The organism is Burkholderia sp. 10_S31, from assembly GCF_056930375.1.
In genome coordinates, this window is sequence record NZ_JBXOWK010000003.1 from 54,305 (window position 1) to 77,552 (window position 23,248).

The window sequence follows — 23,248 nt, forward strand, 5'->3', positions numbered from 1 at the left end:
GGCGCTTTTGCATGTTCGGGCCGTTCGTCAGTGGCCGCGGAACAGGTTCATGATGTCCTGCTTTTCCTGCTCGTCGACGTGCGGCACCGCTTCTTCGACGTTCTGCGTGGACGGCGCCTGCGGCACGCCGACCGTCGACACGAAGCCGTGCCCCGGCGCGAACTCGGTGAAGTACAGTTCGCCGCCGAGCGACTGGACGTCGTCCGGCATCGTCGGCTTGAACTCCGGCACGCCCTTCAACGCCGCGCCCATGTAGTCGATCCAGACCGGCAGCGACAGGCCGCCGCCGGTTTCGCGATCGCCGAGGCTGCGCGGGTTGTCGTAGCCGATCCATGCGATCGCCGCGAGCGTGTGCTGGTAGCCGGCGAACCACGCGTCGTGCGAGTCGTTCGTCGTGCCGGTCTTGCCCGCGAGGTCGGTACGCTTCAGCACGTTGGTGCGCGCGCCCGTGCCGCGCTGCGCGACGCTCTGCAGCAGGCTGTTCATCACGTACGCGTTGCGTGCGTCGATCGCGCGCGGCGCGTTCTGCTCGGCAACGAGCGGCTGCGCGCGGGCGACGATCGCGCCGTTCGGATCGGTCACTTCGGCGATCAGGTACGGATTCACGCGGAAGCCGCCGTTCGCGAATACCGAGTACGCGCCGGCCATCTGCAGCGGCGTGACCTGGCCCGCGCCGAGCGCCATCGGCAGGTAGGCCGGATGACGGTCGGCGTCGAAGCCGAAGCGCGTGATGTACTGCTGCGCGTACTTCGTGCCGATGTGGTTCAGGATCCGGATCGACACGAGGTTGCGCGAGCGCTGCAGCGCGGTGCGCATCGACATCGGGCCTTCGAAGCCGCCGCCGTAGTTCTTCGGTTCCCACGGCTGGCCGCCGGTTTCCGCGGCGCTGAAATACAGCGGGCCGTCGTTGATCACCGTGGCCGGGCCGAGGCCCTTGTCGAGCGACGCCGAGTAGATGAACGGCTTGAACGACGAACCCGGCTGCCGCCACGCCTGCGTGACGTGGTTGAACTTGTTCTTGTTGTAGTCGAAGCCGCCGACGAGCGAGCGGATCGCGCCGTCCTGCGGGACGATCGAGATGAACGCACCCTCGACTTGCGGCAACTGCGTGATCGACCACTTGCCGGCGTCGTTCTTCACGACACGGACGATCGCGCCCGGGCGGATGCGGCGGTTCGGCTGCGCGCTGGCCGACAGCGCGCTCGATGCGAAGCGCAGGTTGTCGCCTTCGATCGTCGCGCTGCTGCCGTCGATGAAGGCAACCGTGATCTGGCGCGGGGTTGCCGCGGTGACGACCGCCGCGATCAGCTCGCCGTTGTCGGGGTGCTCGAGCAGCGCGTCGTCGATTGCCTGCTCGCGGTCGTCGGCTCCGGCCGGCAGCTCGATGAAGCCTTCCGGCCCGCGATAGCCGTGGCGGCGCTCGTAATCCATGATGCCCTTGCGCAGCGCGGTGTACGCGACCTGCTGGTCGGCGGAATCGATCGTCGTGACGACATTGAAGCCGCGCGTATAGGTTTCCTCGCGGTACTGCGCGTACATCATCTGCCGGACCATTTCCGCGACGTACTCGGCGTGCACGCTGAACTCGCGACCCGCGCCCTTGACGACGAGCGGTTGCGCGACGGCCTCGTCGTACTGCTCGCGCGTGATGAAGTTCAGCTCGAGCATCCGCTGCAGGATGTATTCCTGGCGGACTTTCGCGCGCTTCGGATTGACGACCGGGTTATACGCGGACGGCGCCTTCGGCAGCCCCGCGAGCATCGCCGCTTCGGCGAGCGTGATGTCCTTCAGGTCCTTGCCGAAATACACGCGCGCGGCGCTCGCGAAGCCGTACGCACGCTGGCCGAGATAGATCTGATTCATGTACACCTCGAGAATCTGATCCTTCGTCAGCGCGCGCTCGATCCGGTACGCGAGCAGCATCTCGTAGATCTTGCGCGTGTAGGTCTTTTCGCTCGACAGGAAGAAGTTGCGCGCGACCTGCATCGTGATCGTGCTCGCGCCCTGCGACGCATGGCCGTTCGTCAGCGCGACGAAGCCCGCGCGGGCGATGCCGGTGAGGTCGACGCCGCCGTGATCGTAGAAGCGCGCATCCTCGATCGCGAGGATCGCTTTCTTGAGCGAGTCGGGCACGTCCTTGAAATGGACGATGTCGCGGCGTTCCTCGCCGAATTCGCCGATCAGCACGTGATCGGACGTATAGATGCGCAGCGGTACCTTCGGACGATAGTCGGTCAGTGCGTCGAGCGACGGCATGTTCGGCCACGCGACGACGAGCGCGTAGCCGAGCACGAGGCCGCCGGCCACGACGAGGGCCACGCACATCGCGGCGACGCCGATCAGGACTTTCTGCCACCAGGGCCGCTTCTTCGGCTCGGGCGCGGGAGGCGGGGACGTAGGAGACGTGGATTGCATAGGCATACCGGAAAACAGTCCCGCGATTATAGCTGCCCGGTAAGACCGGTCCTGACGCGGGCGGGCGCCCGCCGGAAAGCGGCGGATCGCGGTGCCCCCAGCATAGCGTCCGCGAGGCCGTTGCGCGCCATGCCTGGCCGTTCGGCCGACTGTCGGACAAACGCGCCGCTTTGCAGAATCAGGCATCGGAAACGCGGCGTGGGCCGCAACGATCGCGGGAGGCAGGGATGACAGGACGATGGGCGGCGCGGTTCGCGCCGGGCAGGCACCGTTCGACGGGAATCGACGTCGGGGCGGACGAGGTGAGGGTGGCCGTGCTGAGCCGGCGCGGCCGGGTCGCGGATGTGCGGGTCGAAGGGCTCGAGCGGGAGCCGGTGGGGCTGGCGGACGGTCCGGAGGACGCGCGCTGGGCCGCGGTCGCAAGGGCGCTGGCGGCAGCTATGTCGCGGCTGTCGGCGGCTGGTGTGCGCTGCGATGCGCGCGGCGTGATGGCGCTGCGCGACGACGAGATGCGGACCGCGACGCTCGACCTGGCCGGGCGCGACGACGTCGCCCATGCCGCCCGGCAGGCGGCTGAGCGCATTTCGGGGCTGGCGCCGGACAGCCTCGCGTTCGACTGGCGGCAGGACGACGGCGCGTGTCCTGATGAGATTGCGGTCGCCGTGGCGCCGCAGGCATTGCTCGAGCGGCGGATCGACGTGGCCGCGCAGGCCGGCATTGACCTGACGGCCGTTGACGGCGAGTCGGCTGCCGCGCTGCGCGCGTTGCGCTATGCCGCGCAGTTCGAAATCGACGCGCACGGCCCGTACGCCGCGTTCTGGTTCTGCGACACGGGCGTGCACGGCTGGCGGGTCGACGGCGCGGTCGCCGCACCGGTGCTCGCGGTGTCTGGCGACGTGCAGGCGGCGCTCCCCGACGCATTGCGCCAGTGCGCATTCGCGCCGGTGCGCTGCGTGCTCGTGGCCGGCGACACGCGCTGCATCGCCCGCTGCGGCACATCGGTCGCCGATATCGGCGATGCGCTCGGTGTGGCTGCGGTGCCGTTCGACTGCACCGGATGGAACGGGCTGCCCCGCGGGCCCGCCGGTGGGCCGGGCGCTCCGGCATTTGCCGTCGCGGTCGGGCTGGCGCTGCGCGGGGTGTGGGAATGATGGCCGATACGGGGGGCGGGCGGGTTGTCGTCGGCCACGCCGCGCTCGGCGGCTTCAATCTGCTGCCGTATCGTGAGCGGCTGGCGCAGGCGTTGCGGCGGCGCCGTGCCACGCAGTGCGGGGCAGCGATCGTACTCGGCGTATTCGGGGCCAGCGTCTGGGCGGGGGCGCAGACAGTGTGGAGATGGCGCGTGGATGCCGAGCGTACGCGTGTGGAGGCGCAATTGCGGCAATTGCAGCCACAGGTCGATGCCGCGCGGCGCGCCGCTGGCGCGGCCGCTGATCTTGCGCAACGCGATGCGCGGTCGGTCGTACTTGCCGCGCCTTACCGGCGTGCCACCGGGCTCCTCGCGACGCTGGCGCGGGTGCGCGACGACACCGTTCGGCTCGACGCATTGCGCGCGACTTCGTCTGGCGCCGTGCTCGACGCACGCGCGACGAGTTACCGGGCGGCCGCACGATGGCTCGCGCGGATTGCGGCCGGCCAGCGCGACTGGCGATTCGATATCGGTGCGCTGACGCCGGCTTCGGTCACGCCGGTCACGGGGGCAGTCGTGCCGTTCCGGTTTTCCGTACAGGTGCGCTGGCACGACGCGTCGCCGCGGCAGGGCGCAGCGGGAGGCGGTGCATGACAGCGGTCGCGCAACGGTTCATGCCAGGCGTTGCCGGGTCGCTCGGCCGCATGACGCGGGTGTCGCCGGCCACGGCACACGCCGTTGGCTGCGTGGTGGCATTCGTGTTCGTGATGGCGGGCGGCATTCATCTGACGGATGCCGTCGACTGGAGCGGACTCGCACGCAGTCGCGCGCTGCTGGCAACGGCACGGGTGCGTGCCGCCGACACACAGCGGTTGCTCGCGACCGCCGCGCGGCGGCGCGACACCGACCCGGCTGCCGGGCGCAATGTCCGCTCGCCGAGTGCGCTGGCGTGGCCCGCGCTGATGCTGGAGCTGGCCGACTTGGCCGGGGCGAGCGGATTGCGGATCGTGTCGATCGAGCCGCGGCGCCCGGACGAGGCGGCGCCGGATGGCCGGCGCACGGTGCGGATCGTCGCGGACGGTGGCTTTGCAGCGCTGCTGCGGCTGATGGGCGGGCTGGCGGGTTTTCCCGCGCTGGTGGTGCCGTCGGTGCTGTATATCGAGCGAAAACCGCCCACGTCGCGGGTGGACATGACGATCGACGTGTTTCCGGCGCTGACGGGTGCCCGTTTTCCGGGCGGCTCGCTGCCCGTGCTGGCCGGTACACCCGGCGACGATCCATTCGGTGGCGCAGGTTTGCCCACGGTGGCCGACGATGCTGTGCCGCGCCTGGCCGGTACGTTTCGCGACGCGCGCACCGGGCTTGCGTTGTTCGACGCCGGTGACGGCGTGTTCGCGGCCGTCGCGCCGGGCGAAGCGCTCGGGGCGTCGCGAGTGATGCGTGTCGACGCCGAAGCCGTTACGCTTGCGACGGCCGATGGCGCGCGCCGGTTGGTCGTGGACGACGGAGGCCGCCCATGACGAAGTTCGGAGGATGGGCAATCACGTGCTGGATCGGATTGGGCGTGGCTGCGGCACACGCGGCGCTACCGCCTCTGCCGCCCTTGCCACCGGCAGGCTGGCCGATCGCACCGCCGCAGGTGCTCACTCAGGACACGCCGCTGCCGCAGGACGCGCTCGATGGCGCGGCCGGTATGAATGGGACCGCATCCGCGCAGGAGGGGCCACCGCCGTTCGATCAGGCAGCACGTGCAGCGCGTCAGGCGGACACAACCGCACCGGTGCCGCTGCTGGAAGGGCCGCCGGTCCCATTGCCGCCGCCGACGCGCATGAGCGACGCCGCCGCGCGGCACCCCGGCGATGCGGACGACGCGCGGCGGATCTCGCTGAATCTGCAAGGCGCCGGGCTCGCGGCCGCGTTCGACGCGCTCGCGCGCTTCACCGGACTCAACATCATCGTCGGCGAACAGGTGCGCGGCACCGTGACGTTACGTCTGAACAAAGTCCGCTGGCGCGATGCGTTCGATACGTTGCTCGACACGCACGGGCTCGCGATGTCCCGGCGCGGCAACGTGATCTGGGTCACGCCGGCGGCCGAGCTCGCCGCGCGGGAGCGCGAGCGCTTCGAAACGCACGCCCGTGCGGCCGAACTGGAGCCGCTCGCGAGCCGGACCTTCGCACTGCGCTACCCGCGCGCGCTGGACGTGCAGCGGCTGCTGGCCGGTGCGACCGGCCAGCGCCTGCTGTCGAAACGTGGTGCCGCCGCGGCCGATCCGCGCACGAACCTGCTGTTCGTCACCGACCTCGAGCCGCGCATCGTGCAGATCGCGGGCCTGATCGACGCGATCGACCGGCCGTCGCGGCAAGTCCGGATCGAGGCGCGCATCGTCGAAGGCGAACAGGGCTTCTCGCGCAACCTCGGCGCACGCGTCGCGCTGCGCGCGCAGGGGCGGGCGCCCGCCACCGACGGTGCGGCATTCGCGACAGACACGCGTAACGCGCTCGACCTGGCCGCGCGGCCGCTCGGCGGGTTCGAGGCGGCGACGGCGGGCTTCACATTGTTCGCCGCGCCGCTCAGCCGCGTACTCGACGTCGAGCTGAGCGCGCTCGAGGCACAGGGGCGGGGCCAGATCGTCTCCAGCCCGCGCGTGGTGACGGCCGACCGCGTGAAGGCGATCGTCGAGCAGGGTTCGGAGCTGCCGTACCAGGCCAAGGTCGGCAACGGCGTGAGCGGCGTGCAGTTCCGCCGCGCGACGCTGAAGCTCGAGGTTGAGCCGCAGATCACACCCGACGGGCGCGTCGTGCTCGACCTGGACGTGACGAAGGACAGCATCGGCGAGCCGACCGCGGCCGGCCCGGCGATTCATACGAAGCACGTGCAGACGCGCGTGGAGGTCGAGGATGGCGGGACGGTCGCGATCGGCGGGATTTACGAGCAGTTGAACAGAGACGATGTGACGCGGGTGCCGCTCTTGGGCAAAATACCGGTTCTGGGCGCGCTTTTCCGGCACCGCGCGCGGCGCGACCAGCGCAGCGAACTGGTCGTCTTCATTACGCCGACGGTCGTCGTCGCGCGTTGCGGGACAGCCAGCGCGGGCGACGCGGATGCAGGAAAAACGGGGCCTGAAGCCGATGGCGCAGGCTCGACAAGGCAGCCGCTTTGCCAGTAAGCTGCGCCACACACCAGCAAGATTCAAGCAGAGGAAGCCGTTGCAAGCGCGGGACCCACATGCAAACGTATTTTTCGTCGGCCTTATGGGAGCGGGTAAGACCACCGTGGGCCGTGCGGTCGCGCGCCGGCTCGACAGGACGTTCTTCGATTCCGACCACGAAATCGAGGCCCGCACGGGTGCGCGCATTCCTGTGATCTTCGAGATGGAAGGCGAGGCCGGCTTCCGCGACCGCGAATCGCAGGTGATCGCCGATCTGACGCAGCGCGAGAACATCGTGCTCGCGACGGGCGGCGGCGCGGTGCTGCGCCCCGAAAATCGCGATTGCCTGAAAGGCAACGGCATCGTGATCTATCTGCGTGCCAATCCGCACGATCTGTGGCTGCGCACGCGCAAGGACAAGAACCGCCCGCTGTTGCAGACCGAAGATCCGAAGGCGCGTCTCGAAGCGCTCTACGAAGTGCGCGACCCGCTGTACCGCGAATGCGCGGACTTCATCATCGAGACCGGCCGTCCGTCGGTCAACGGCCTCGTCAACATGGTGCTGATGCAACTCGAACTGGCAGGCGTCATCGCCAAGCCGCTACAAGCATGATTACCGTCAACGTCGATCTGGGCGACCGCGCCTACCCGATTCACATTGGTGCCGGCCTGATCGGCCGCACCGAACTGTTCGCTCCTCACATCACCGGTTCGTCGGTCACGATCGTCACGAACACGACGGTCGATCCGCTCTACGGCGACGCGCTGCGCGCGGCGCTCGCGCCGCTCGGCAAGCGCGTATCGACGGTCGTGCTGCCTGACGGAGAGGCCTACAAGAACTGGGAAACGCTGAACTTGATCTTCGACGGCCTGCTGACCGAGCGCGCCGATCGCAAGACGACGCTCGTCGCACTCGGCGGCGGCGTGATCGGCGACATGACCGGCTTTGCCGCTGCGTGCTACATGCGCGGCGTGCCGTTCATCCAGGTGCCGACGACGCTGCTGTCGCAGGTCGATTCGTCGGTCGGCGGCAAGACCGGCATCAACCATCCGCTCGGCAAGAACATGATCGGCGCGTTCTACCAGCCGCAGGCGGTGATCGCCGATATCGGCGCGCTGACCACGCTGCCCGATCGCGAGCTGGCGGCCGGCATGGCCGAGGTCATCAAGACGGGCGCGATCGCCGATGCGGAATTCTTCGACTGGATCGAGGCGAACGTCGACGCGCTGAACCGCCGCGAGCCGGCCGCGCTCGCGCATGCGGTGAAGCGCTCGTGCGAGATCAAGGCGAGCGTGGTCGCGGCAGACGAACGCGAAGGCGGCCTGCGCGCGATCCTGAACTTCGGCCATACGTTCGGCCACGCGATCGAAGCCGGGCTCGGCTACGGCGAGTGGCTGCACGGCGAAGCGGTCGGCTGCGGGATGGTGATGGCGGGCGACCTGTCGGTGCGGCTCGGCCTCTTCGACGAAGCGTCTCGGCAGCGGCTCGATGCGGTGATCGCCGCCGCGCACCTGCCGGTCCGCGGGCCGGCACTCGGAGACGCGCGCTACATGGACCTGATGCGTGTCGACAAGAAGGCCGAAGCCGGCGCGATCAAGTTCATCCTGCTGAAGCGATTCGGCGATACGCTGATCACCCAGGCGCCCGACGAAGCCGTATTCGCTACTCTGGCGCAGACGACCCGGTAACGGCGCCCCGGATGGCCCGGCGCCCCTGACGTGGAGGAGACGTGAGCGAGACATCCAGCAGCAAACTGCCCGAGGCCGGCCGTGCATCCGTCGCGGCGCCGGCCGAGCCGCCGACGCTGGCGGCGCTGGAAGCCCATCTCGCTCCGTATGCCGCCCACGCGTCGCAGTCGCGCGGCCGCCGTCATCAGGAAACGCCGCCGGCGGCACGCACCGAATTCCAGCGCGACCGCGACCGCATCGTTCATTCGACCGCGTTCCGCCGGCTCGAATACAAGACGCAGGTCTTCGTCAATCACGAAGGCGACCTGTTCCGCACCCGCCTCACGCACAGCCTCGAAGTCGCGCAGATCGCGCGTTCGGTCGCGCGCAACCTGCGCCTGAACGAGGATCTCGTCGAAGCGATCTCGCTTGCGCACGATCTCGGCCATACGCCGTTCGGCCATGCCGGACAGGACGCGCTGAATGCGTGCATGCGCGAGCACGGCGGCTTCGAGCACAACCTGCAGAGCCTGGCCGTCGTCGACGAGCTCGAGGAGCACTACGGCGCGTTCAACGGCCTGAACCTGTGCTTCGAGACGCGCGAAGGCATCCTCAAGCACTGCTCGCGCGAGAATGCACGCAAGCTCGGCGCGCTCGGCGAGCGTTTCCTGCAAGGCCGCCAGCCGTCGCTGGAAGCGCAGCTCGCGAACATCGCGGATGAAATCGCATACAACAACCATGACGTCGACGACGGCCTGCGCTCCGGCCTGATCACGGTCGAGCAGCTCGCCGAAGTCGAGCTCTGGCAGCGCCACTACGACGCCGCGCTCGCCGAATTCCCGCACCTCGAAGGCCGCCGCCTCGTGCACGAGACGGTGCGCCGCATCATCAACACGCTGATCGTCGACCTGATCGACGAGACCACGCGCAATCTCGCCCGCGTCGCGCCCACGTCGCTCGACGACGTGCGCGCGGCGCCGCCGCTCGTCGCGCACAGCGAAGCGGTCGCCGCGCAGGCGGCCGCCCTCAAGCGCTTCCTGTTCAAGAACCTGTACCGCCACTACAAGGTGATGCGCATGGCGAACAAGGCGCAGCGTGTCGTCACCGGGTTGTTCGACGCGTTCATCGACGATCCGCGCCTGCTGCCGCCGCCATACCAGTCGGACGACGGCGCGCAGCAGCCACGCCTCGTCGCGCACTACATCGCCGGCATGACCGACCGCTTCGCGCTGAAGGAATATCAGCGCCTGTTCGTCATCAACGACAACTGACTGTCACAAACGATCACTAGACTTCGCCGGTTCAATGGCGACGGGAATGTTGCACACGCTGTTGGTAACGTTTTCATAGGAGAGAGGTCGATGAAGAAGAAGCCTGCGGGGACCCTGGTTCGTTCGATCGCGCTTGGCGGCGCGCTGATGTTCGGTGTGCAGCATGCGGCGTTCGCCGTGACGGAGATCCAGTTCTGGCATGCGATGGAGTCGGCGCTTGGCGAGCGCGTGAACGAGCTCGCCGCGCAGTTCAACGCATCGCAGAGCGACTACAAGATCGTGCCGGTCTTCAAGGGCACCTACGACCAGGCGCTCGCGGCGGGCATCGCCGCGTATCGCAGCGGCAATGCGCCGGCGATCCTCCAGGTCTATGAAGTCGGCACCGCGACCATGATGCAGGCGAAGAAGGCCGTCGTGCCCGTCTACGACGTGTTCAAGCAGGCCGGCATGCCGCTCGACGAAAAGGCGTTCGTGCCGACCATCGCGAGCTACTACAGCGATGCGAAGACGGGCCATCTCGTGTCGATGCCGTTCAACAGCTCGACGCCGGTGCTGTACTACAACAAGGACGCGTTCAAGAAGGCCGGGCTCGATCCGAACCAGCCGCCGAAGACGTGGGCCGACGTGCAGGCCGACGCGGAGAAGCTGCGCAAGTCGGGCATGGCGTGCGGCTTCACGACCGGCTGGCAGGGCTGGATCCAGCTCGAGAACTACAGCGCGTGGCATGCGCTGCCGTTCGCGAGCCGCAACAACGGCTTCGACGGCACCGACGCGGTGCTCGAATTCAACAAGCCGCAGCAGATCGCCCACATCGCGTTCCTGCAGCAGATGATGAAGGACGGCACGTTCACGTATGCGGGCCGCAAGGACGAAGCGTCGGCGAAGTTCTACAGCGGCGACTGCGGGATCATGACGACGTCGTCCGGCGCGCTCGCGAACGTGCAGAAGTTCGCGAAGTTCAGCTACGGCACCGGGATGATGCCGTACGACGCGAACGTGAAGGGCGCACCGCAGAACGCGATCATCGGCGGTGCGAGCCTGTGGGTGCTGGCCGGCAAGGATCCGGCGACCTACAAGGGCGTCGCGAAATTCCTCGCGTTCCTGGCCTCGCCGCCGATCGCCGCGAAGTGGCACCAGGAAACGGGCTACCTGCCGGTCACGACGGCCGCGTACGACCTCACGCGCCAGCAGGGTTTCTATGCGAAGAACCCGAGCGCGGAAACCGCGATCAAGCAGATGATGAACAAGCCGCCGCTGCCCTACACAAAGGGGCTGCGTCTCGGCAACATGCCGCAGATCCGCACGGTCGTCGACGAAGAGCTGGAGCAGGTCTGGGCGCAGAAGAAGTCGCCGAAGGACGCGCTCGACTCGGCGGCCTCGCGCGGCGACGAACTGCTGCGCCGCTTCGAGAAGTCGGGCGGCTGAGCCCGCATCGCGTTCGTGCCGCCGGCCGCCGCGTCGCGCGTGCGCGCCGGCGGCGCGGCTCCCTTTCCGTTTTGCCTGACCGGATGCCCGCGATGCAATCCCGTTCCCGTTTCGGCGCGAGCCTGCTGCCGTACCTGCTGATCGCGCCGCAGCTCGCGATCACCGCCGTATTCTTCCTGTGGCCGGCCGGCGTCGCGCTGTGGCAGTCAACGCAGATGCAGGACGCGTTCGGCACGTCGAGCGAATTCGTCGGCTTCGCGAACTTCACGCACCTGTTTGCCGATCCGCTGTACCTCGACTCGTTCCGCACGACGCTGGTGTTCAGTTCGCTCGTCACGGTCAGTGGGCTCGTCGTGTCGCTGCTGCTCGCCGCGTGCGCCGACCGCGTGATCCGCGGCGCGCGTGTGTACCGCACGCTGCTGATCTGGCCGTACGCGGTCGCCCCGACGATCGCCGCCGTGCTGTGGGCGTTCCTGTTCAACCCGAGCATCGGCCTCGTCACCTATGCGCTCGCGAAGGGCGGCATCGTGTGGAATCACGCGCTGAACGGCGGCCAGGCGATGTTCCTCGTCGTGCTCGCATCGGTGTGGAAGCAGGTGAGCTACAACTTCCTGTTCTTCTACGCGGGGCTGCAGGCGATCCCGCGCTCGCTGATCGAGGCGGCGGCGATCGACGGCGCGGGGCCGGTGCGGCGCTTCTTCAACATCGTGCTGCCGCTGCTGTCGCCGACGAGCTTCTTCCTGCTGGTCGTGAACCTCGTCTACGCGTTCTTCGACACCTTCCCGGTGATCGACGCGGCCACCGCGGGCGGCCCCGCGCAAAGCACGAAGACGCTGATCTACAAGATCTTCACGGAAGGTTTCCAGGGGCTCGACATCGGCAGTTCGGGTGCGCAGTCGGTCGTGCTGATGATCATCGTGGTCGGGCTCACGGTAATCCAGTTCCGCTTCGTCGAACGCAGGGTGCAATACGCATGATCGAAAATCGCAAGGGCTTCGACCTGTTCTGCCACGCGGTACTGATCGCGGGCGTCGTGCTGATCGTGTTCCCCGTGTACGTCGCGTTCTGCGCGGCGACGATGAACGCGCAGGAAGTGTTCACGATCCCGCTGTCGCTGGTGCCGAGCACGCACCTGCTGGAGAACATCGCGTACATCTGGGGGCACGGCAGCGGCGGCACGACCGCGCCGTTCGGCCGGCTGCTCGTGAACAGCTTCGTGATGGCGCTCGGCATCGCGGTCGGCAAGATCGCGATGTCGATCCTGTCCGCGTACGCGATCGTCTACTTCCGCTTCCCGTTCCGCAACACGGCGTTCTGGCTGATCTTCATCACGCTGATGCTGCCGGTCGAGGTGCGGATCTTTCCGACGGTGCAGGTCGTGTCGACGCTGCATCTGACGAACACCTACGCCGGACTCACGCTGCCACTGATCGCGTCGGCGACCGCGACGTTCCTGTTCCGCCAGTTCTTCATGACGCTGCCCGACGAGCTGATGGACGCCGCACGCATCGACGGCGCGGGGCCGCTGCGCTTCTTCTGGGACGTCGTGCTGCCGCTGTCGAAGACGAGCATCGCGGCGCTGTTCGTGATCACGTTCATCTACGGCTGGAACCAGTATCTGTGGCCGATCCTGATCACGACGGAGGCGTCGCTGTCGACGGCGGTGGTCGGCATCAAGACGATGATCGCGAGCGGTGACGCCGCGACCGAATGGCAATACGTGATGGCGGCGACGCTGCTGGCGATGATTCCGCCGCTCGTCGTCGTGCTGGCGATGCAGCGCTGGTTCGTGCGCGGCCTCGTCGATTCCGAGAAGTAACCAACGACGGTAACCGGGAGAAGGACCAAGTATGGCTGCGCTGAGCTTGAAGGGCGTCAGGAAATCCTACGACGGCAAGCAGCACGTGTTGCATGGCATCGACGTGGAGATCGCCGATGGCGAATTCATCGTGCTGGTCGGCCCGTCGGGCTGTGGCAAGTCGACGCTGCTGCGAATGATCGCGGGGCTCGAGACGGTGACGGACGGTGAGATCGCGATCGGCGATCGCGTGGTCAACGCGCTGGAGCCGAAGGATCGCGACATCGCGATGGTGTTCCAGAACTACGCGCTGTATCCGCACATGACGGTCGCGCAGAACATGGGCTACGGGCTGAAGATCCGTGGCATCGAGCGCGCGGCGATCGACGCGCGGGTGGCAGCGGCCGCGAAGATCCTCGAACTCGAGCCGCTGCTCGCGCGGCGGCCGCGTGAGCTGTCGGGCGGCCAGCGGCAGCGCGTCGCGATGGGGCGTGCGATCGTGCGCGAGCCGTCGGTGTTCCTGTTCGACGAGCCGCTGTCGAACCTCGATGCGAAGCTGCGCGTGCAGATGCGGCTCGAGATCCAGCGGCTGCATGCGCGGCTCGCGACGACGAGCGTGTATGTGACGCACGACCAGATCGAGGCGATGACGCTCGCGCAGCGCGTGATCGTGATGAACCGCGGCTATGCGGAGCAGATCGGCGCGCCGGTCGACGTGTACGAGAAGCCGGCGACGGTGTTCGTCGCGGGCTTCATCGGCTCGCCGGCGATGAACCTGATGCACGGCCGGCTGTCGGAGGATGGCGCGACGTTTACGGTCGCGGGCGGCGGCCTGGCGCTGCCGGTCGCCGGCGCGCCCGGCATCGGCACCGCGATCGCCACCGGGCGCGACTGGGTGCTCGGCGTGCGTCCCGAACACATGACGCCGCAGCCGGGTGTCGCGCAGGCGGCGCTGCCGGTCGACTCGTGCGAGCTGCTCGGCGCGGACAACCTCGCGCACGGCCGCTGGGGCAACCACGACGTCGCGGTGCGCCTGCCGCACGCGGATCGTCCCGCGCGCGGCACGGCACTCGCCGCCGCGCTGCCCGCGCACCGGCTGCATTTCTTCGATCCCGAGACCGGCAAGCGCGCCGGCTGATCCTGACGAACCTGCTGCGAGGCCCACGATGACTTCCCGTACCGACTGGCCCTATCCGCGCGTCGTAGCCCATCGCGGCGGCGGCACGCTCGCGCCGGAGAACACGCTCGCCGCGCTCGACGAGGGCGCGCGGCGGGGTCACCGGATGGTCGAGTTCGACGCGAAGCTGTCCGCCGACGACGTGACGTTCCTGCTGCACGACGATACGGTCGACCGCACGTCGAGCGGCAGCGGGCCGGCGGCAGGCATGCGTTATGCGGCGCTGGCCGCGCTCGACGCGGGCGCCTGGTTCGACGCGTGCTTCGCAGGCGAACGGATGCCGACGCTCGAGGCGGCGGCGGCGCGCTGCATCGCGCATGGGCTGGCGGCGAACGTCGAGATCAAGCCGTGCCTGGGCCGCGAGCGCGACACGGGGCAGCGGGTGGCGGCCGATGCGGCCGCGTACTGGCTTGGCGCGGCGGTGCCGCCGCTGCTGTCGTCGTTCTCGTTCGACGCGCTGCAACAGGCGCGCGCGAGCGCACCGGCGCTGCCGCGCGGGATGCTGTACGAGGCGGTGCCGGACGACTGGCACGCGCAGGTCGTCGGCGCGCTCGGCTGTGTATCGTTGCACGCAAACCACAAGGAACTCGACGAACCACGCGTGCGAGCGATCAAGGCGGCCGGGCTGCGCATCCTGGTTTATACGGTCAACGACCTCGCCCGGGCGCGCGAACTCGTGCGCTGGGGTGTCGATGCGGTCTGCACGGACCGCATCGACCTGATCGGCCCGACGGCACTCGACGACATCGTGTAACGCTGCGCATCCGGCAAAACCCTGCACGGGAACGTGCCTGACGCGAAAAAACGACGCCCCGGCGGGATTCCGACCGGGGCGTTTTGCATCGCGGGCCCGTTACTCGAGGAAAAATCCGCTACAAATTGCAGCAGGATTAACCATTCCCCAAATATTCGACTACGCTTAGAAGCGGTAGCCGACGTTGAGGTACGTGACGATCGGGTTGAGTGAGATCTTCGCTTTCGACGTCTCGGTCAGGGTGCCGACCGGCGTCCGGCGGGCCGTCGTGAAGGTTGCGGTCACGCTGACCGGAATGTACGAGATCGACAGCCCCCCGAACCAGTGTTTCGTGAAGTTGTACGTGAAGCCGGCATTGAACACGGGCGCCCACTGGTTGCTGGTCGTAGCGCTGGTCGGGCCACCGAGCACGCCGTTCTCGAAGCTGCTGTTTGTGATCTTTGCGCCGGTGAACCAGACATACGTCGCGCCGACGCCGACATACGGACGGAACTTCGCGTTGGCGTCGTTGAAGTGGTAGCGAAGCAATAGGGCGGGGCTCCACTGATACGCGCGGCCGAGTACGCCGAACTTTTCGAACTGACCCTTGCCGGTAATGTCGAACTTCGGCGGTATCCCCATGACGAGTTCGGTGGAGATGTGGTCGGTGACGAAGTAGCCAGCTGCGAGCCCAATCGTATCGGCGTCGTTGATGCCGGCTCCCGTGTTGGGGATCGATTGGTTGATGGGCGTGCCGCCGACACCGTACAGGAACAGCGGGTCGCTGCTGTCCTGCGGCGAAAGGTGCAGCCAGCCGGTGCTGACGTAGAAATCACCGGCGGATTGTGCATGTGCCGTACCGCCCGCGAACGTAAATGCGAGCGCTGCAGCCCCCGTAATGGCCAGTTTTCGTTTCATTGTGTCTCCTCCGATCAAAAGGCGTGCTCATTATGACGACTGCGTTTAAAACCAAACAAGCTCGCAAGTTAGAGTTTTCACCCTAGGATTAGTACGACCGTACGCTTCCGCGCCCCGCAGGGACAGGCATTCTACGCAGGTGCGCAATTTCGGACCTCCGGGTATTTCCTAACGCGTTCAAACGGACATTCAGCATGGCACGGTTAGCACGACTCTACGTTCCCGACCAGCCGCAGCACGTGATACTGCGCGGCCTGGATCAGCAACCCGCGTTCGTCGACGACCAGGACTACGAACTCTTCATCGATTGTCTGAAGGCCGCGGCACGCGATCACCATCTTTCGGTACATGCCTATGTGCTGCTCCCGCGTCAGGTGCAGCTTCTCGTGACGCCGAGCGACGAGGCGAGCCTGCCGAAGGCGATGCAGGCGGTCGGTCGCCGCTACGTCGCGCATTTCAACCGGCGCTACTCGCGCCGCGGCACCTTGTGGGAAGGCCGCTATCGCGCGACCGTGATCGAAGGCGAGCGCTATTTCCTGCTCGCGAGCCGCGTGGTCGAGATGAGCCCCGTGCGTTCGCAGCTGGCCGCGACGCCCGAGGCCTATCGCTGGTCGAGCTACCGGCACCACGTCGGGCTCACCGTCGACAGCCTGATCACCGACCATCCGCTCTACTGGGCGCTCGGCAACACGCCGTTCGACCGTCAGCGCGCGTACAAGGAGCTGTGCGAACAGCCGCTCGACGAACGGCAGGCCGATCAGCTCCAGCAGGCGACGCTCAAGGGCTGGGTGCTCGGCGGCGAGAACTACCGCGAGTGGGCGGCGCGCACCGCGAATCGCCGCGTGTCGCCGCTGCCGCGCGGACGCCCCAGAAAGGTGCGTGAAAACACACCGCCGATCCAGCAGTAATGCAGGAACGGCGGTTCAGGAGGCGGCGCTGCGGGCGCCGCTTCTTTTTGCACCAATACGATACAGCCCCAATAAAATGGCACCAGATAGAGGCATCCGTTTAATTGGGGTTCGATCATGCGGTTTTTGTTGCTATTCCTTTGATTCGTCGCGTATATTCCGAATTCCGGTGGCCTGGGCGAAGCTCGCCCAACCACTGTCGGCCGTGCCGTCTCCCGTCGGGAGCGGGATCGACGGCAACAAAAAAATGGTTCAACGGCCCTCGAGGCCCCTTTACGACGGTGTCCCCATGAACGACCACCAGAAGCCGCTCGCCGCGGTGCCCGCCGCACAAGGTCTGTACGACCCGCAAAACGAACATGACGCCTGTGGCGTCGGTTTCGTCGCTCACATCAAGGGCAAGAAGAGCCACGAGATCATTCAGCAGGGTCTGAAGATCCTCGAGAACCTCGATCACCGTGGCGCGGTCGGTGCCGATCCGCTGATGGGTGACGGCGCCGGCATCCTGATCCAGATTCCGGACGCGTTCTATCGCGAGGAAATGTCGAAGCAGGGCGTGACGCTGCCGCCGGCCGGTGAATATGGGGTCGGCATGATCTTCCTGCCGAAGGAAAACGCGTCGCGTCTCGCGTGCGAGCAGGAGCTCGAGCGGACGGTGCGGGCAGAGGGCCAGGTCGTGCTCGGCTGGCGCGACGTGCCGGTCGATCACGCGATGCCGATCTCGCCGACAGTCAAGGCGAGCGAGCCGCTGATCCGCCAGATCTTCATCGGCCGCGGCAAGGACATCATGGTGACGGACGCGCTCGAGCGGAAGCTGTACGTGATCCGCAAGACCGCGAGCCACCGCATCCAGGCGCTGAAGCTCAAGCACGGCAAGGAATACTTCGTGCCGTCGATGTCGGCGCGCACGATCGTCTACAAGGGGCTGCTGCTGGCGGGCCAGGTCGGCGTGTACTACCGCGACCTGCAGGACGAGCGCGTCGTGTCGGCGCTCGCGCTCGTGCACCAGCGCTTCTCGACCAACACGTTCCCGGCATGGGAACTCGCTCACCCGTACCGGATGATCGCGCACAACGGCGAGATCAACACCGTGAAGGGCAACGTGAACTGGCTGAACGCGCGTACCGGCGCGATCGCGTCGCACGTGCTCGCCGATGATCTTCCGAAGCTGTGGCCGCTGATCTACCCGGGCCAGTCCGACACGGCATCGTTCGACAACTGTCTCGAGCTGCTGGTGATGGCCGGCTACCCGCTCGTGCACGCGGTGATGATGATGATCCCGGAAGCGTGGGAACAGCACACGCTGATGGACGAGAACCGCCGCGCGTTCTACGAATACCACGCCGCGATGATGGAGCCGTGGGACGGCCCCGCCGCGATCGCGTTCACCGACGGCCGCCAGATCGGCGCGACGCTCGACCGTAACGGCCTGCGCCCGGCGCGCTACATCGTGACCGACGACGACCTCGTCATCATGGCGTCGGAAGCCGGCACGCTGCCGATCCCCGAATCGAAGATCGTCAAGAAGTGGCGCCTGCAGCCGGGCAAGATGTTCCTGATCGACATGGAACACGGCCGCATCATCGACGACAAGGAGCTCAAGGACAACCTCGCGAACGCGAAGCCGTACAAGAGCTGGATCGACGCCGTGCGCATCAAGCTCGACGAGATCGAGCCGAACGCCGAGGACGTCGCGGCCGGCCGCACGCAGGGCGCCGCGCTGCTCGATCGCCAGCAGGCGTTCGGCTACACGCAGGAAGACCTGAAGTTCCTGATGGCGCCGATGGCGCAGCAGGGTGAAGAGGCCGTCGGTTCGATGGGCAACGACTCGCCGCTCGCGGTGATGTCGAACAAGAACAAGACGCTCTACCACTACTTCAAGCAGTTGTTCGCGCAGGTCACGAACCCGCCGATCGACCCGATCCGCGAGAACATGGTCATGTCGCTCGTGTCGTTCATCGGCCCGAAGCCGAACCTGCTCGACACGAACAACATCAACCCGCCGATGCGTCTCGAAGTGTCGCAGCCGGTGCTCGACTTCAAGGACATCGCGAAGATCCGCGCGATCGACCAGTACACGGGCGGCAAGTTCAGCGCATACGAACTGAACATCTGCTACCCGGTCGCATGGGGCAAGGAAGGCATCGAGGCGCGCCTCGCATCGCTGTGCGCGGAAGCCGTCGACGCGGTGAAGTCGGGCTACAACATGCTGATCGTGTCGGACCGCAAGACGGACGCCGAGCACGTTGCGATTCCGGCGCTGCTCGCCACGTCGGCGATCCACTCGCACCTCGTCCAGCAAGGGCTGCGCACGAGCACGGGCCTCGTCGTCGAGACGGGCTCCGCACGTGAGACGCACCACTTCGCGCTGCTCGCGGGCTACGGCGCGGAAGCCGTGCACCCGTACCTCGCGATGGAAACGCTCGCGAAGATGGCCGAAGGCCTGTCGGGCGACCTGTCGCCGGAGAAGGCCGTCTACAACTTCACGAAGGCGGTCGGCAAGGGCCTGCAGAAGGTGATGTCGAAGATGGGCATCTCGACGTACATGTCGTACACGGGCGCGCAGATCTTCGAAGCGCTCGGCCTGTCGAGCGACCTCGTCGAGAAGTACTTCAAGGGCACGGCCTCGAAGGTCGGCGGTATCGGCCTGTTCGAAGTCGCGGAAGAAGCGATCCGCCTGCACCGCGATGCATTCGGCGACAGCCCGGTCCTGCGCGACATGCTCGACGCGGGCGGCGAGTACGCATACCGCGTGCGCGGCGAAGATCACATGTGGACGCCGGACTCGATCGCGAAGCTCCAGCACGCGACGCGCAGCAACTCGTACCAGACGTACAAGGAGTACGCGCACCTGATCAACGACCAGACCAAGCGTCACATGACGTTCCGCGGCCTGTTCGAGTTCAAGGTCGAGCCGACCAAGGCCATCCCGATCGACGACGTCGAGTCGGCGAAGGACATCGTCAAGCGCTTCGCGACGGGCGCGATGTCGCTCGGTTCGATCAGCACCGAAGCGCACGCGACGCTCGCGATCGCGATGAACCGGATCGGCGGCAAGTCGAACACCGGCGAAGGCGGCGAGGACGAAAAGCGCTACCGCAACGAACTGCGCGGCATCCCGATCAAGTCGGGCGAGACGCTGAAGTCGGTGATCGGCGACGAGATCGTCAGCGACATTCCGCTGAAGGACGGCGATTCGCTGCGCTCGAAGATCAAGCAGGTCGCGTCGGGCCGCTTCGGCGTCACCGCCGAGTACCTCGCATCGGCCGACCAGATCCAGATCAAGATGGCGCAGGGCGCGAAGCCGGGCGAAGGCGGCCAGCTGCCGGGTCACAAGGTGTCCGAATACATCGGCAAGCTGCGTTACTCGGTGCCGGGCGTCGGCCTGATCTCGCCGCCGCCGCACCACGACATCTACTCGATCGAGGATCTGGCGCAGCTGATCCACGACCTGAAGAATGTGAACCCGAGCTCGAGCATCTCGGTGAAGCTGGTGTCGGAAGTCGGCGTCGGCACGGTTGCGGCCGGTGTCGCGAAGGCGAAGGCCGACCACGTCGTGATCGCCGGCCATGACGGCGGCACGGGCGCATCGCCGCTGTCGTCGGTCAAGCATGCGGGCACGCCGTGGGAACTCGGCCTCGCCGAAACGCAGCAGACGCTGGTGCTGAACCGCCTGCGCGGCCGGATCCGCGTGCAGGCCGACGGCCAGATGAAGACGGGCCGCGACGTCGTGATCGGCGCGCTGCTCGGCGCGGACGAATTCGGCTTCGCGACGGCACCGCTCGTCGTCGAAGGCTGCATCATGATGCGCAAGTGCCACCTGAACACGTGCCCGGTCGGCGTCGCGACGCAGGATCCGGTGCTGCGTGCGAAGTTCAAGGGCCAGCCCGAGCACGTCGTGAACTACTTCTTCTTCGTCGCCGAGGAAGTGCGCGAGATCATGGCGCAGCTCGGCGTCGCGAAGTTCGACGACCTGATCGGTCGCGCCGACCTGCTCGATACGCGCAAGGGCATCGAGCACTGGAAGGCGAAGGGCCTCGACTTCTCGCGCGTGTTCTACCAGCCGGAAGAGTGCGAAGACGTCGCACCGCGTCACGTCGACGTGCAGGATCACGGCCTCGAGCGCGCGCTCGACCACGTGCTGATCGAAAAAGCGAAGGCCGCGATCGAGAATGGCGAGCACGTGTCGTTCATCCAGCCGGTGCGCAACGTGAACCGCACGGTCGGCGCAATGCTGTCGGGCGTGATCGCGAAGAAGCACGGCCACGACGGCTTGGCCGACGACGCGGTGCACATCCAGCTGAAGGGCACGGCCGGCCAGAGCTTCGGCGCGTTCCTCGCGAAGGGCGTGACGCTCGACCTCGTCGGCGACGGCAACGACTACGTCGGCAAGGGCCTGTCGGGCGGCCGGATCATTATCCGTCCGACCAACGACTTCCGCGGCAAGTCCGAGGAAAACATCATCTGCGGCAACACGGTGATGTACGGCGCGATCGAAGGCGAATCGTTCTTCCGCGGTGTGGCGGGCGAGCGCTTCTGCGTGCGCAACTCGGGCGCGACGGCGGTCGTCGAAGGCACGGGCGACCACGGCTGCGAATACATGACGGGCGGCACGGTCGTCGTGCTCGGCGAAACCGGGCGCAACTTCGCGGCCGGCATGTCGGGCGGTCTCGCGTACATCTACGATCCGGAAGGCACGTTTGCGGCGAAGTGCAACAAGTCGATGGTCGCGCTCGAGCCGGTGCTGCAGCAGGCCGAGCAGGAGCGCACGGTCGACCGCGCGCTCTGGCACGAAGGCACGACGGACGAAGCGCTGCTCAAGGGGCTCGTCGAGCGTCATTTCCAGTTCACGGGTTCGCCGCGCGCGAAGTCGCTGCTGGAAAACTGGGACGCGGCGCGCCGCCAGTTCGTGAAGGTGTTCCCGCACGAATACAAGCGCGCGCTGGGCGAGATCGGTGCGAAGAAGGCGGCGAAGGAAGTGCTGGCCGCCTGAGCGACGAACGACATAGCGAATGCCGCGCGCGCATGATTGCCGCGCGCGGCTCCCCCACCCGATACACCGAACAGAAGAGCACCTTATGGGCAAGGCAACCGGTTTTCTGGAGTTCGAACGCCGCCACGAGGCGTACGAAGCACCGCTCACGCGCGTGAAGCATTACAAGGAATTCGTCGCGGCGCTGACCGACGCGGACGCGAAGGCGCAGGGCGCGCGCTGCATGGATTGCGGCATCCCGTTCTGCAACAACGGCTGCCCGGTCAACAACATCATTCCGGACTTCAACGATCTCGTTTACCGCCAGGACTGGCAGCAGGCGATCGAAGTCCTGCATTCGACCAACAACTTCCCCGAGTTCACGGGCCGCATCTGCCCGGCGCCGTGCGAGGCGGCATGCACGCTCGGGATCAACAACGATCCGGTCGGCATCAAGTCGATCGAGCACGCGATCATCGACAAGGCCTGGGCGGAAGGCTGGGTGAAGCCACTGCCGGCCGAGCACAAGACGGGCAAGAAGGTCGCGGTCGTCGGTTCGGGCCCCGCCGGCCTCGCCGCCGCGCAGCAGCTCGCGCGTGCGGGCCACGACGTGACGGTGTTCGAGAAGAACGATCGCGTCGGCGGCCTGCTGCGTTACGGGATCCCCGACTTCAAGCTCGAGAAGTGGCTGATCGATCGCCGCATGCGCCAGATGGAAGCGGAAGGCGTGACGTTCCGCACCAGCGTGTTCATCGGCAAGGATCCGCTGCCCGAGTCGATCGGCAGCCTCGCGAAGGAAACCATTTCGCCGGAGAAGCTGAAGGAAGAGTTCGACGCGGTCGTGATCGCGGGCGGTTCGGAAACGCCGCGCGACCTGCCGGTGCCGGGCCGCGAGCTCGCCGGCGTCCATTTCGCGATGGACTTCCTGCCGCAGCAGAACCGTGTGAACGCGGGCGACAAGCTCGTCGACCAGCTGCTCGCGAAGGGCAAGCACGTGATCGTGATCGGCGGCGGCGATACGGGTTCGGACTGCGTCGGCACGTCGAACCGTCACGGCGCGAAGCAGGTCACGCAGTTCGAGCTGCTGCCGCAGCCGCCGGAAGAGGAAAACAAGCCGCTCGTGTGGCCGTACTGGCCGATCAAGCTGCGCACGTCGTCGTCGCACGAAGAAGGCTGCGAGCGTGACTGGGCGGTCGCGACGAAGCGTCTCGAAGGCAAGAACGGCAAGGTCGAGAAGCTGATCGCGGTGCGCGTCGAATGGAAGGACGGCAAGATGCAGGAAGTGCCGGGCTCCGAGTTCGAGATGAAGGCCGACCTGGTGCTGCTCGCGATGGGCTTCACGCAGCCGGCAGCCACCGTGCTCGAGGCGTTCGGCGTCGCGAAGGACGCGCGCGGCAACGCACGTGCGGCGACCGAAGGCGATCGCTCGTACTACACGTCGGTCGACAAGGTGTTCGCGGCAGGCGACATGCGTCGCGGCCAGTCGCTCGTCGTCTGGGCGATCCGCGAAGGCCGCCAGTGCGCGCGCTCGGTCGACGCGTACCTGATGGGGCATTCGGAACTGCCGCGCTGAGCTGAATCGCTCGAGCGGGTTTCGATGACAACCGGGCGTCCGAAAGGGCGCTCGGTTTTTTTATGGTCGGCACCTGCTGGTGCCGATGTCGGCCAGCCAGCCTCCGGTTC

Annotated in this window: 17 protein-coding genes; 15 read left to right on the forward strand and 2 right to left on the reverse strand. The window is 67.0% G+C overall.

Going from position 1 to position 23,248, the window contains the following annotated elements:
* Positions 1–27: 27 nt before the first annotated feature.
* Positions 28–2,415 (reverse strand): penicillin-binding protein 1A, encoded by a 2,388-nt coding sequence (locus AC1Z3W_RS20220; protein ID WP_141661776.1) that lies wholly within the window; start codon positions 2,413–2,415, stop codon positions 28–30.
* A 227-nt stretch (positions 2,416–2,642) separates the two neighbouring features.
* On the opposite strand from AC1Z3W_RS20220, the gene AC1Z3W_RS20225 reads away from it, so the two are divergent.
* The 12 genes from AC1Z3W_RS20225 (at position 2,643) to ugpQ (ending at position 14,788) form a co-directional block, all read left to right on the forward strand.
* A complete protein-coding gene (locus AC1Z3W_RS20225) occupies positions 2,643–3,566 on the forward strand; it encodes a type IV pilus biogenesis protein PilM (RefSeq protein ID WP_057924799.1) in 924 nt (307 codons plus the stop codon).
* Positions 3,563–4,198, forward strand: a complete 636-nt coding sequence (locus tag AC1Z3W_RS20230) for a fimbrial protein (RefSeq protein WP_124834837.1) — start codon at positions 3,563–3,565, stop codon at positions 4,196–4,198. Before AC1Z3W_RS20225 ends, AC1Z3W_RS20230 begins: the two co-directional genes overlap by 4 nt.
* A complete protein-coding gene (locus tag AC1Z3W_RS20235) occupies positions 4,195–5,064 on the forward strand; it encodes a pilus assembly protein (RefSeq protein WP_483508350.1) in 870 nt (289 codons plus the stop codon). The genes AC1Z3W_RS20230 and AC1Z3W_RS20235 overlap by 4 nt, the downstream gene beginning before the upstream one ends.
* Positions 5,061–6,713 (forward strand): type IV pilus secretin PilQ, encoded by a 1,653-nt coding sequence (locus AC1Z3W_RS20240; RefSeq protein ID WP_483508352.1) that lies wholly within the window; start codon positions 5,061–5,063, stop codon positions 6,711–6,713. Before AC1Z3W_RS20235 ends, AC1Z3W_RS20240 begins: the two co-directional genes overlap by 4 nt.
* 40 nt (positions 6,714–6,753) lie before the next feature.
* The gene (locus AC1Z3W_RS20245; protein ID WP_063124306.1) at positions 6,754–7,308 is read left to right on the forward strand and encodes a shikimate kinase; all 555 of its coding nucleotides are present in this window, start codon (positions 6,754–6,756) and stop codon (positions 7,306–7,308) included.
* Positions 7,305–8,384 (forward strand): 3-dehydroquinate synthase, encoded by a 1,080-nt coding sequence (gene aroB / locus AC1Z3W_RS20250; protein ID WP_057924794.1) that lies wholly within the window; start codon positions 7,305–7,307, stop codon positions 8,382–8,384. Before AC1Z3W_RS20245 ends, aroB begins: the two co-directional genes overlap by 4 nt.
* Before the next feature lie 41 nt (positions 8,385–8,425).
* Positions 8,426–9,634, forward strand: coding sequence for a deoxyguanosinetriphosphate triphosphohydrolase (locus AC1Z3W_RS20255; RefSeq protein ID WP_124834834.1), 1,209 nt, complete (start codon positions 8,426–8,428; stop codon positions 9,632–9,634).
* A 90-nt stretch (positions 9,635–9,724) separates the two neighbouring features.
* A complete protein-coding gene (gene ugpB, locus AC1Z3W_RS20260; RefSeq protein ID WP_057924792.1) occupies positions 9,725–11,059 on the forward strand; it encodes a sn-glycerol-3-phosphate ABC transporter substrate-binding protein UgpB in 1,335 nt (444 codons plus the stop codon).
* Positions 11,060–11,151: 92 nt separating this feature from the next.
* The gene (ugpA, locus tag AC1Z3W_RS20265) at positions 11,152–12,036 is read left to right on the forward strand and encodes a sn-glycerol-3-phosphate ABC transporter permease UgpA (RefSeq protein ID WP_057924841.1); all 885 of its coding nucleotides are present in this window, start codon (positions 11,152–11,154) and stop codon (positions 12,034–12,036) included.
* Positions 12,033–12,878 carry a sn-glycerol-3-phosphate ABC transporter permease UgpE gene (gene ugpE / locus AC1Z3W_RS20270; RefSeq protein WP_057924791.1) on the forward strand — a complete coding sequence of 282 codons (846 nt, stop codon included), beginning with the start codon at positions 12,033–12,035 and terminating at the stop codon, positions 12,876–12,878. The genes ugpA and ugpE overlap by 4 nt, the downstream gene beginning before the upstream one ends.
* Positions 12,879–12,909: 31 nt before the next feature.
* Positions 12,910–13,995 (forward strand): sn-glycerol-3-phosphate import ATP-binding protein UgpC, encoded by a 1,086-nt coding sequence (locus AC1Z3W_RS20275; RefSeq protein WP_483508354.1) that lies wholly within the window; start codon positions 12,910–12,912, stop codon positions 13,993–13,995.
* Positions 13,996–14,023: 28 nt separating this feature from the next.
* Positions 14,024–14,788 carry a glycerophosphodiester phosphodiesterase gene (gene ugpQ, locus AC1Z3W_RS20280; protein WP_483508355.1) on the forward strand — a complete coding sequence of 255 codons (765 nt, stop codon included), beginning with the start codon at positions 14,024–14,026 and terminating at the stop codon, positions 14,786–14,788.
* 165 nt (positions 14,789–14,953) lie between these two features.
* Here ugpQ and AC1Z3W_RS20285 read toward each other — a convergent pair whose 3' ends face one another.
* A complete protein-coding gene (locus AC1Z3W_RS20285) occupies positions 14,954–15,685 on the reverse strand; it encodes an OmpW/AlkL family protein (protein WP_057924788.1) in 732 nt (243 codons plus the stop codon).
* A 194-nt stretch (positions 15,686–15,879) separates the two neighbouring features.
* On the opposite strand from AC1Z3W_RS20285, the gene AC1Z3W_RS20290 reads away from it, so the two are divergent.
* The 3 genes from AC1Z3W_RS20290 to AC1Z3W_RS20300 all read left to right on the forward strand — a co-directional run bounded on the left by AC1Z3W_RS20290 (position 15,880) and on the right by AC1Z3W_RS20300 (position 23,138).
* Complete coding sequence (locus tag AC1Z3W_RS20290) at positions 15,880–16,593, forward strand: transposase (protein WP_057924787.1); 714 nt, start codon at positions 15,880–15,882, stop codon at positions 16,591–16,593.
* A 289-nt stretch (positions 16,594–16,882) separates the two neighbouring features.
* The gene (locus AC1Z3W_RS20295) at positions 16,883–21,586 is read left to right on the forward strand and encodes a glutamate synthase-related protein (protein ID WP_483508356.1); all 4,704 of its coding nucleotides are present in this window, start codon (positions 16,883–16,885) and stop codon (positions 21,584–21,586) included.
* 85 nt (positions 21,587–21,671) lie between these two features.
* Positions 21,672–23,138 (forward strand): glutamate synthase subunit beta, encoded by a 1,467-nt coding sequence (locus AC1Z3W_RS20300; protein ID WP_057924785.1) that lies wholly within the window; start codon positions 21,672–21,674, stop codon positions 23,136–23,138.
* Positions 23,139–23,248: the final 110 nt, after the last annotated feature.

Bases quoted from the DNA above. Each gene is read 5' to 3' on its own strand.
- AC1Z3W_RS20220 (WP_141661776.1), bottom strand. From the start codon at position 2,415: ATGCAATCCACGTCTCCTACGTCCCCGCCTCCCGCGCCCGAGCCGAAG.
- AC1Z3W_RS20225 (WP_057924799.1), top strand. From the start codon at position 2,643: ATGACAGGACGATGGGCGGCGCGGTTCGCGCCGGGCAGGCACCGTTCG.
- AC1Z3W_RS20230 (WP_124834837.1), top strand. From the start codon at position 3,563: ATGATGGCCGATACGGGGGGCGGGCGGGTTGTCGTCGGCCACGCCGCG.
- AC1Z3W_RS20235 (WP_483508350.1), top strand. From the start codon at position 4,195: ATGACAGCGGTCGCGCAACGGTTCATGCCAGGCGTTGCCGGGTCGCTC.
- AC1Z3W_RS20240 (WP_483508352.1), top strand. From the start codon at position 5,061: ATGACGAAGTTCGGAGGATGGGCAATCACGTGCTGGATCGGATTGGGC.
- aroB (WP_057924794.1), top strand. From the start codon at position 7,305: ATGATTACCGTCAACGTCGATCTGGGCGACCGCGCCTACCCGATTCAC.
- ugpB (WP_057924792.1), top strand. From the start codon at position 9,725: ATGAAGAAGAAGCCTGCGGGGACCCTGGTTCGTTCGATCGCGCTTGGC.
- ugpA (WP_057924841.1), top strand. From the start codon at position 11,152: ATGCAATCCCGTTCCCGTTTCGGCGCGAGCCTGCTGCCGTACCTGCTG.
- ugpE (WP_057924791.1), top strand. From the start codon at position 12,033: ATGATCGAAAATCGCAAGGGCTTCGACCTGTTCTGCCACGCGGTACTG.
- AC1Z3W_RS20275 (WP_483508354.1), top strand. From the start codon at position 12,910: ATGGCTGCGCTGAGCTTGAAGGGCGTCAGGAAATCCTACGACGGCAAG.
- ugpQ (WP_483508355.1), top strand. From the start codon at position 14,024: ATGACTTCCCGTACCGACTGGCCCTATCCGCGCGTCGTAGCCCATCGC.
- AC1Z3W_RS20285 (WP_057924788.1), bottom strand. From the start codon at position 15,685: ATGAAACGAAAACTGGCCATTACGGGGGCTGCAGCGCTCGCATTTACG.
- AC1Z3W_RS20290 (WP_057924787.1), top strand. From the start codon at position 15,880: ATGGCACGGTTAGCACGACTCTACGTTCCCGACCAGCCGCAGCACGTG.
- AC1Z3W_RS20295 (WP_483508356.1), top strand. From the start codon at position 16,883: ATGAACGACCACCAGAAGCCGCTCGCCGCGGTGCCCGCCGCACAAGGT.
- AC1Z3W_RS20300 (WP_057924785.1), top strand. From the start codon at position 21,672: ATGGGCAAGGCAACCGGTTTTCTGGAGTTCGAACGCCGCCACGAGGCG.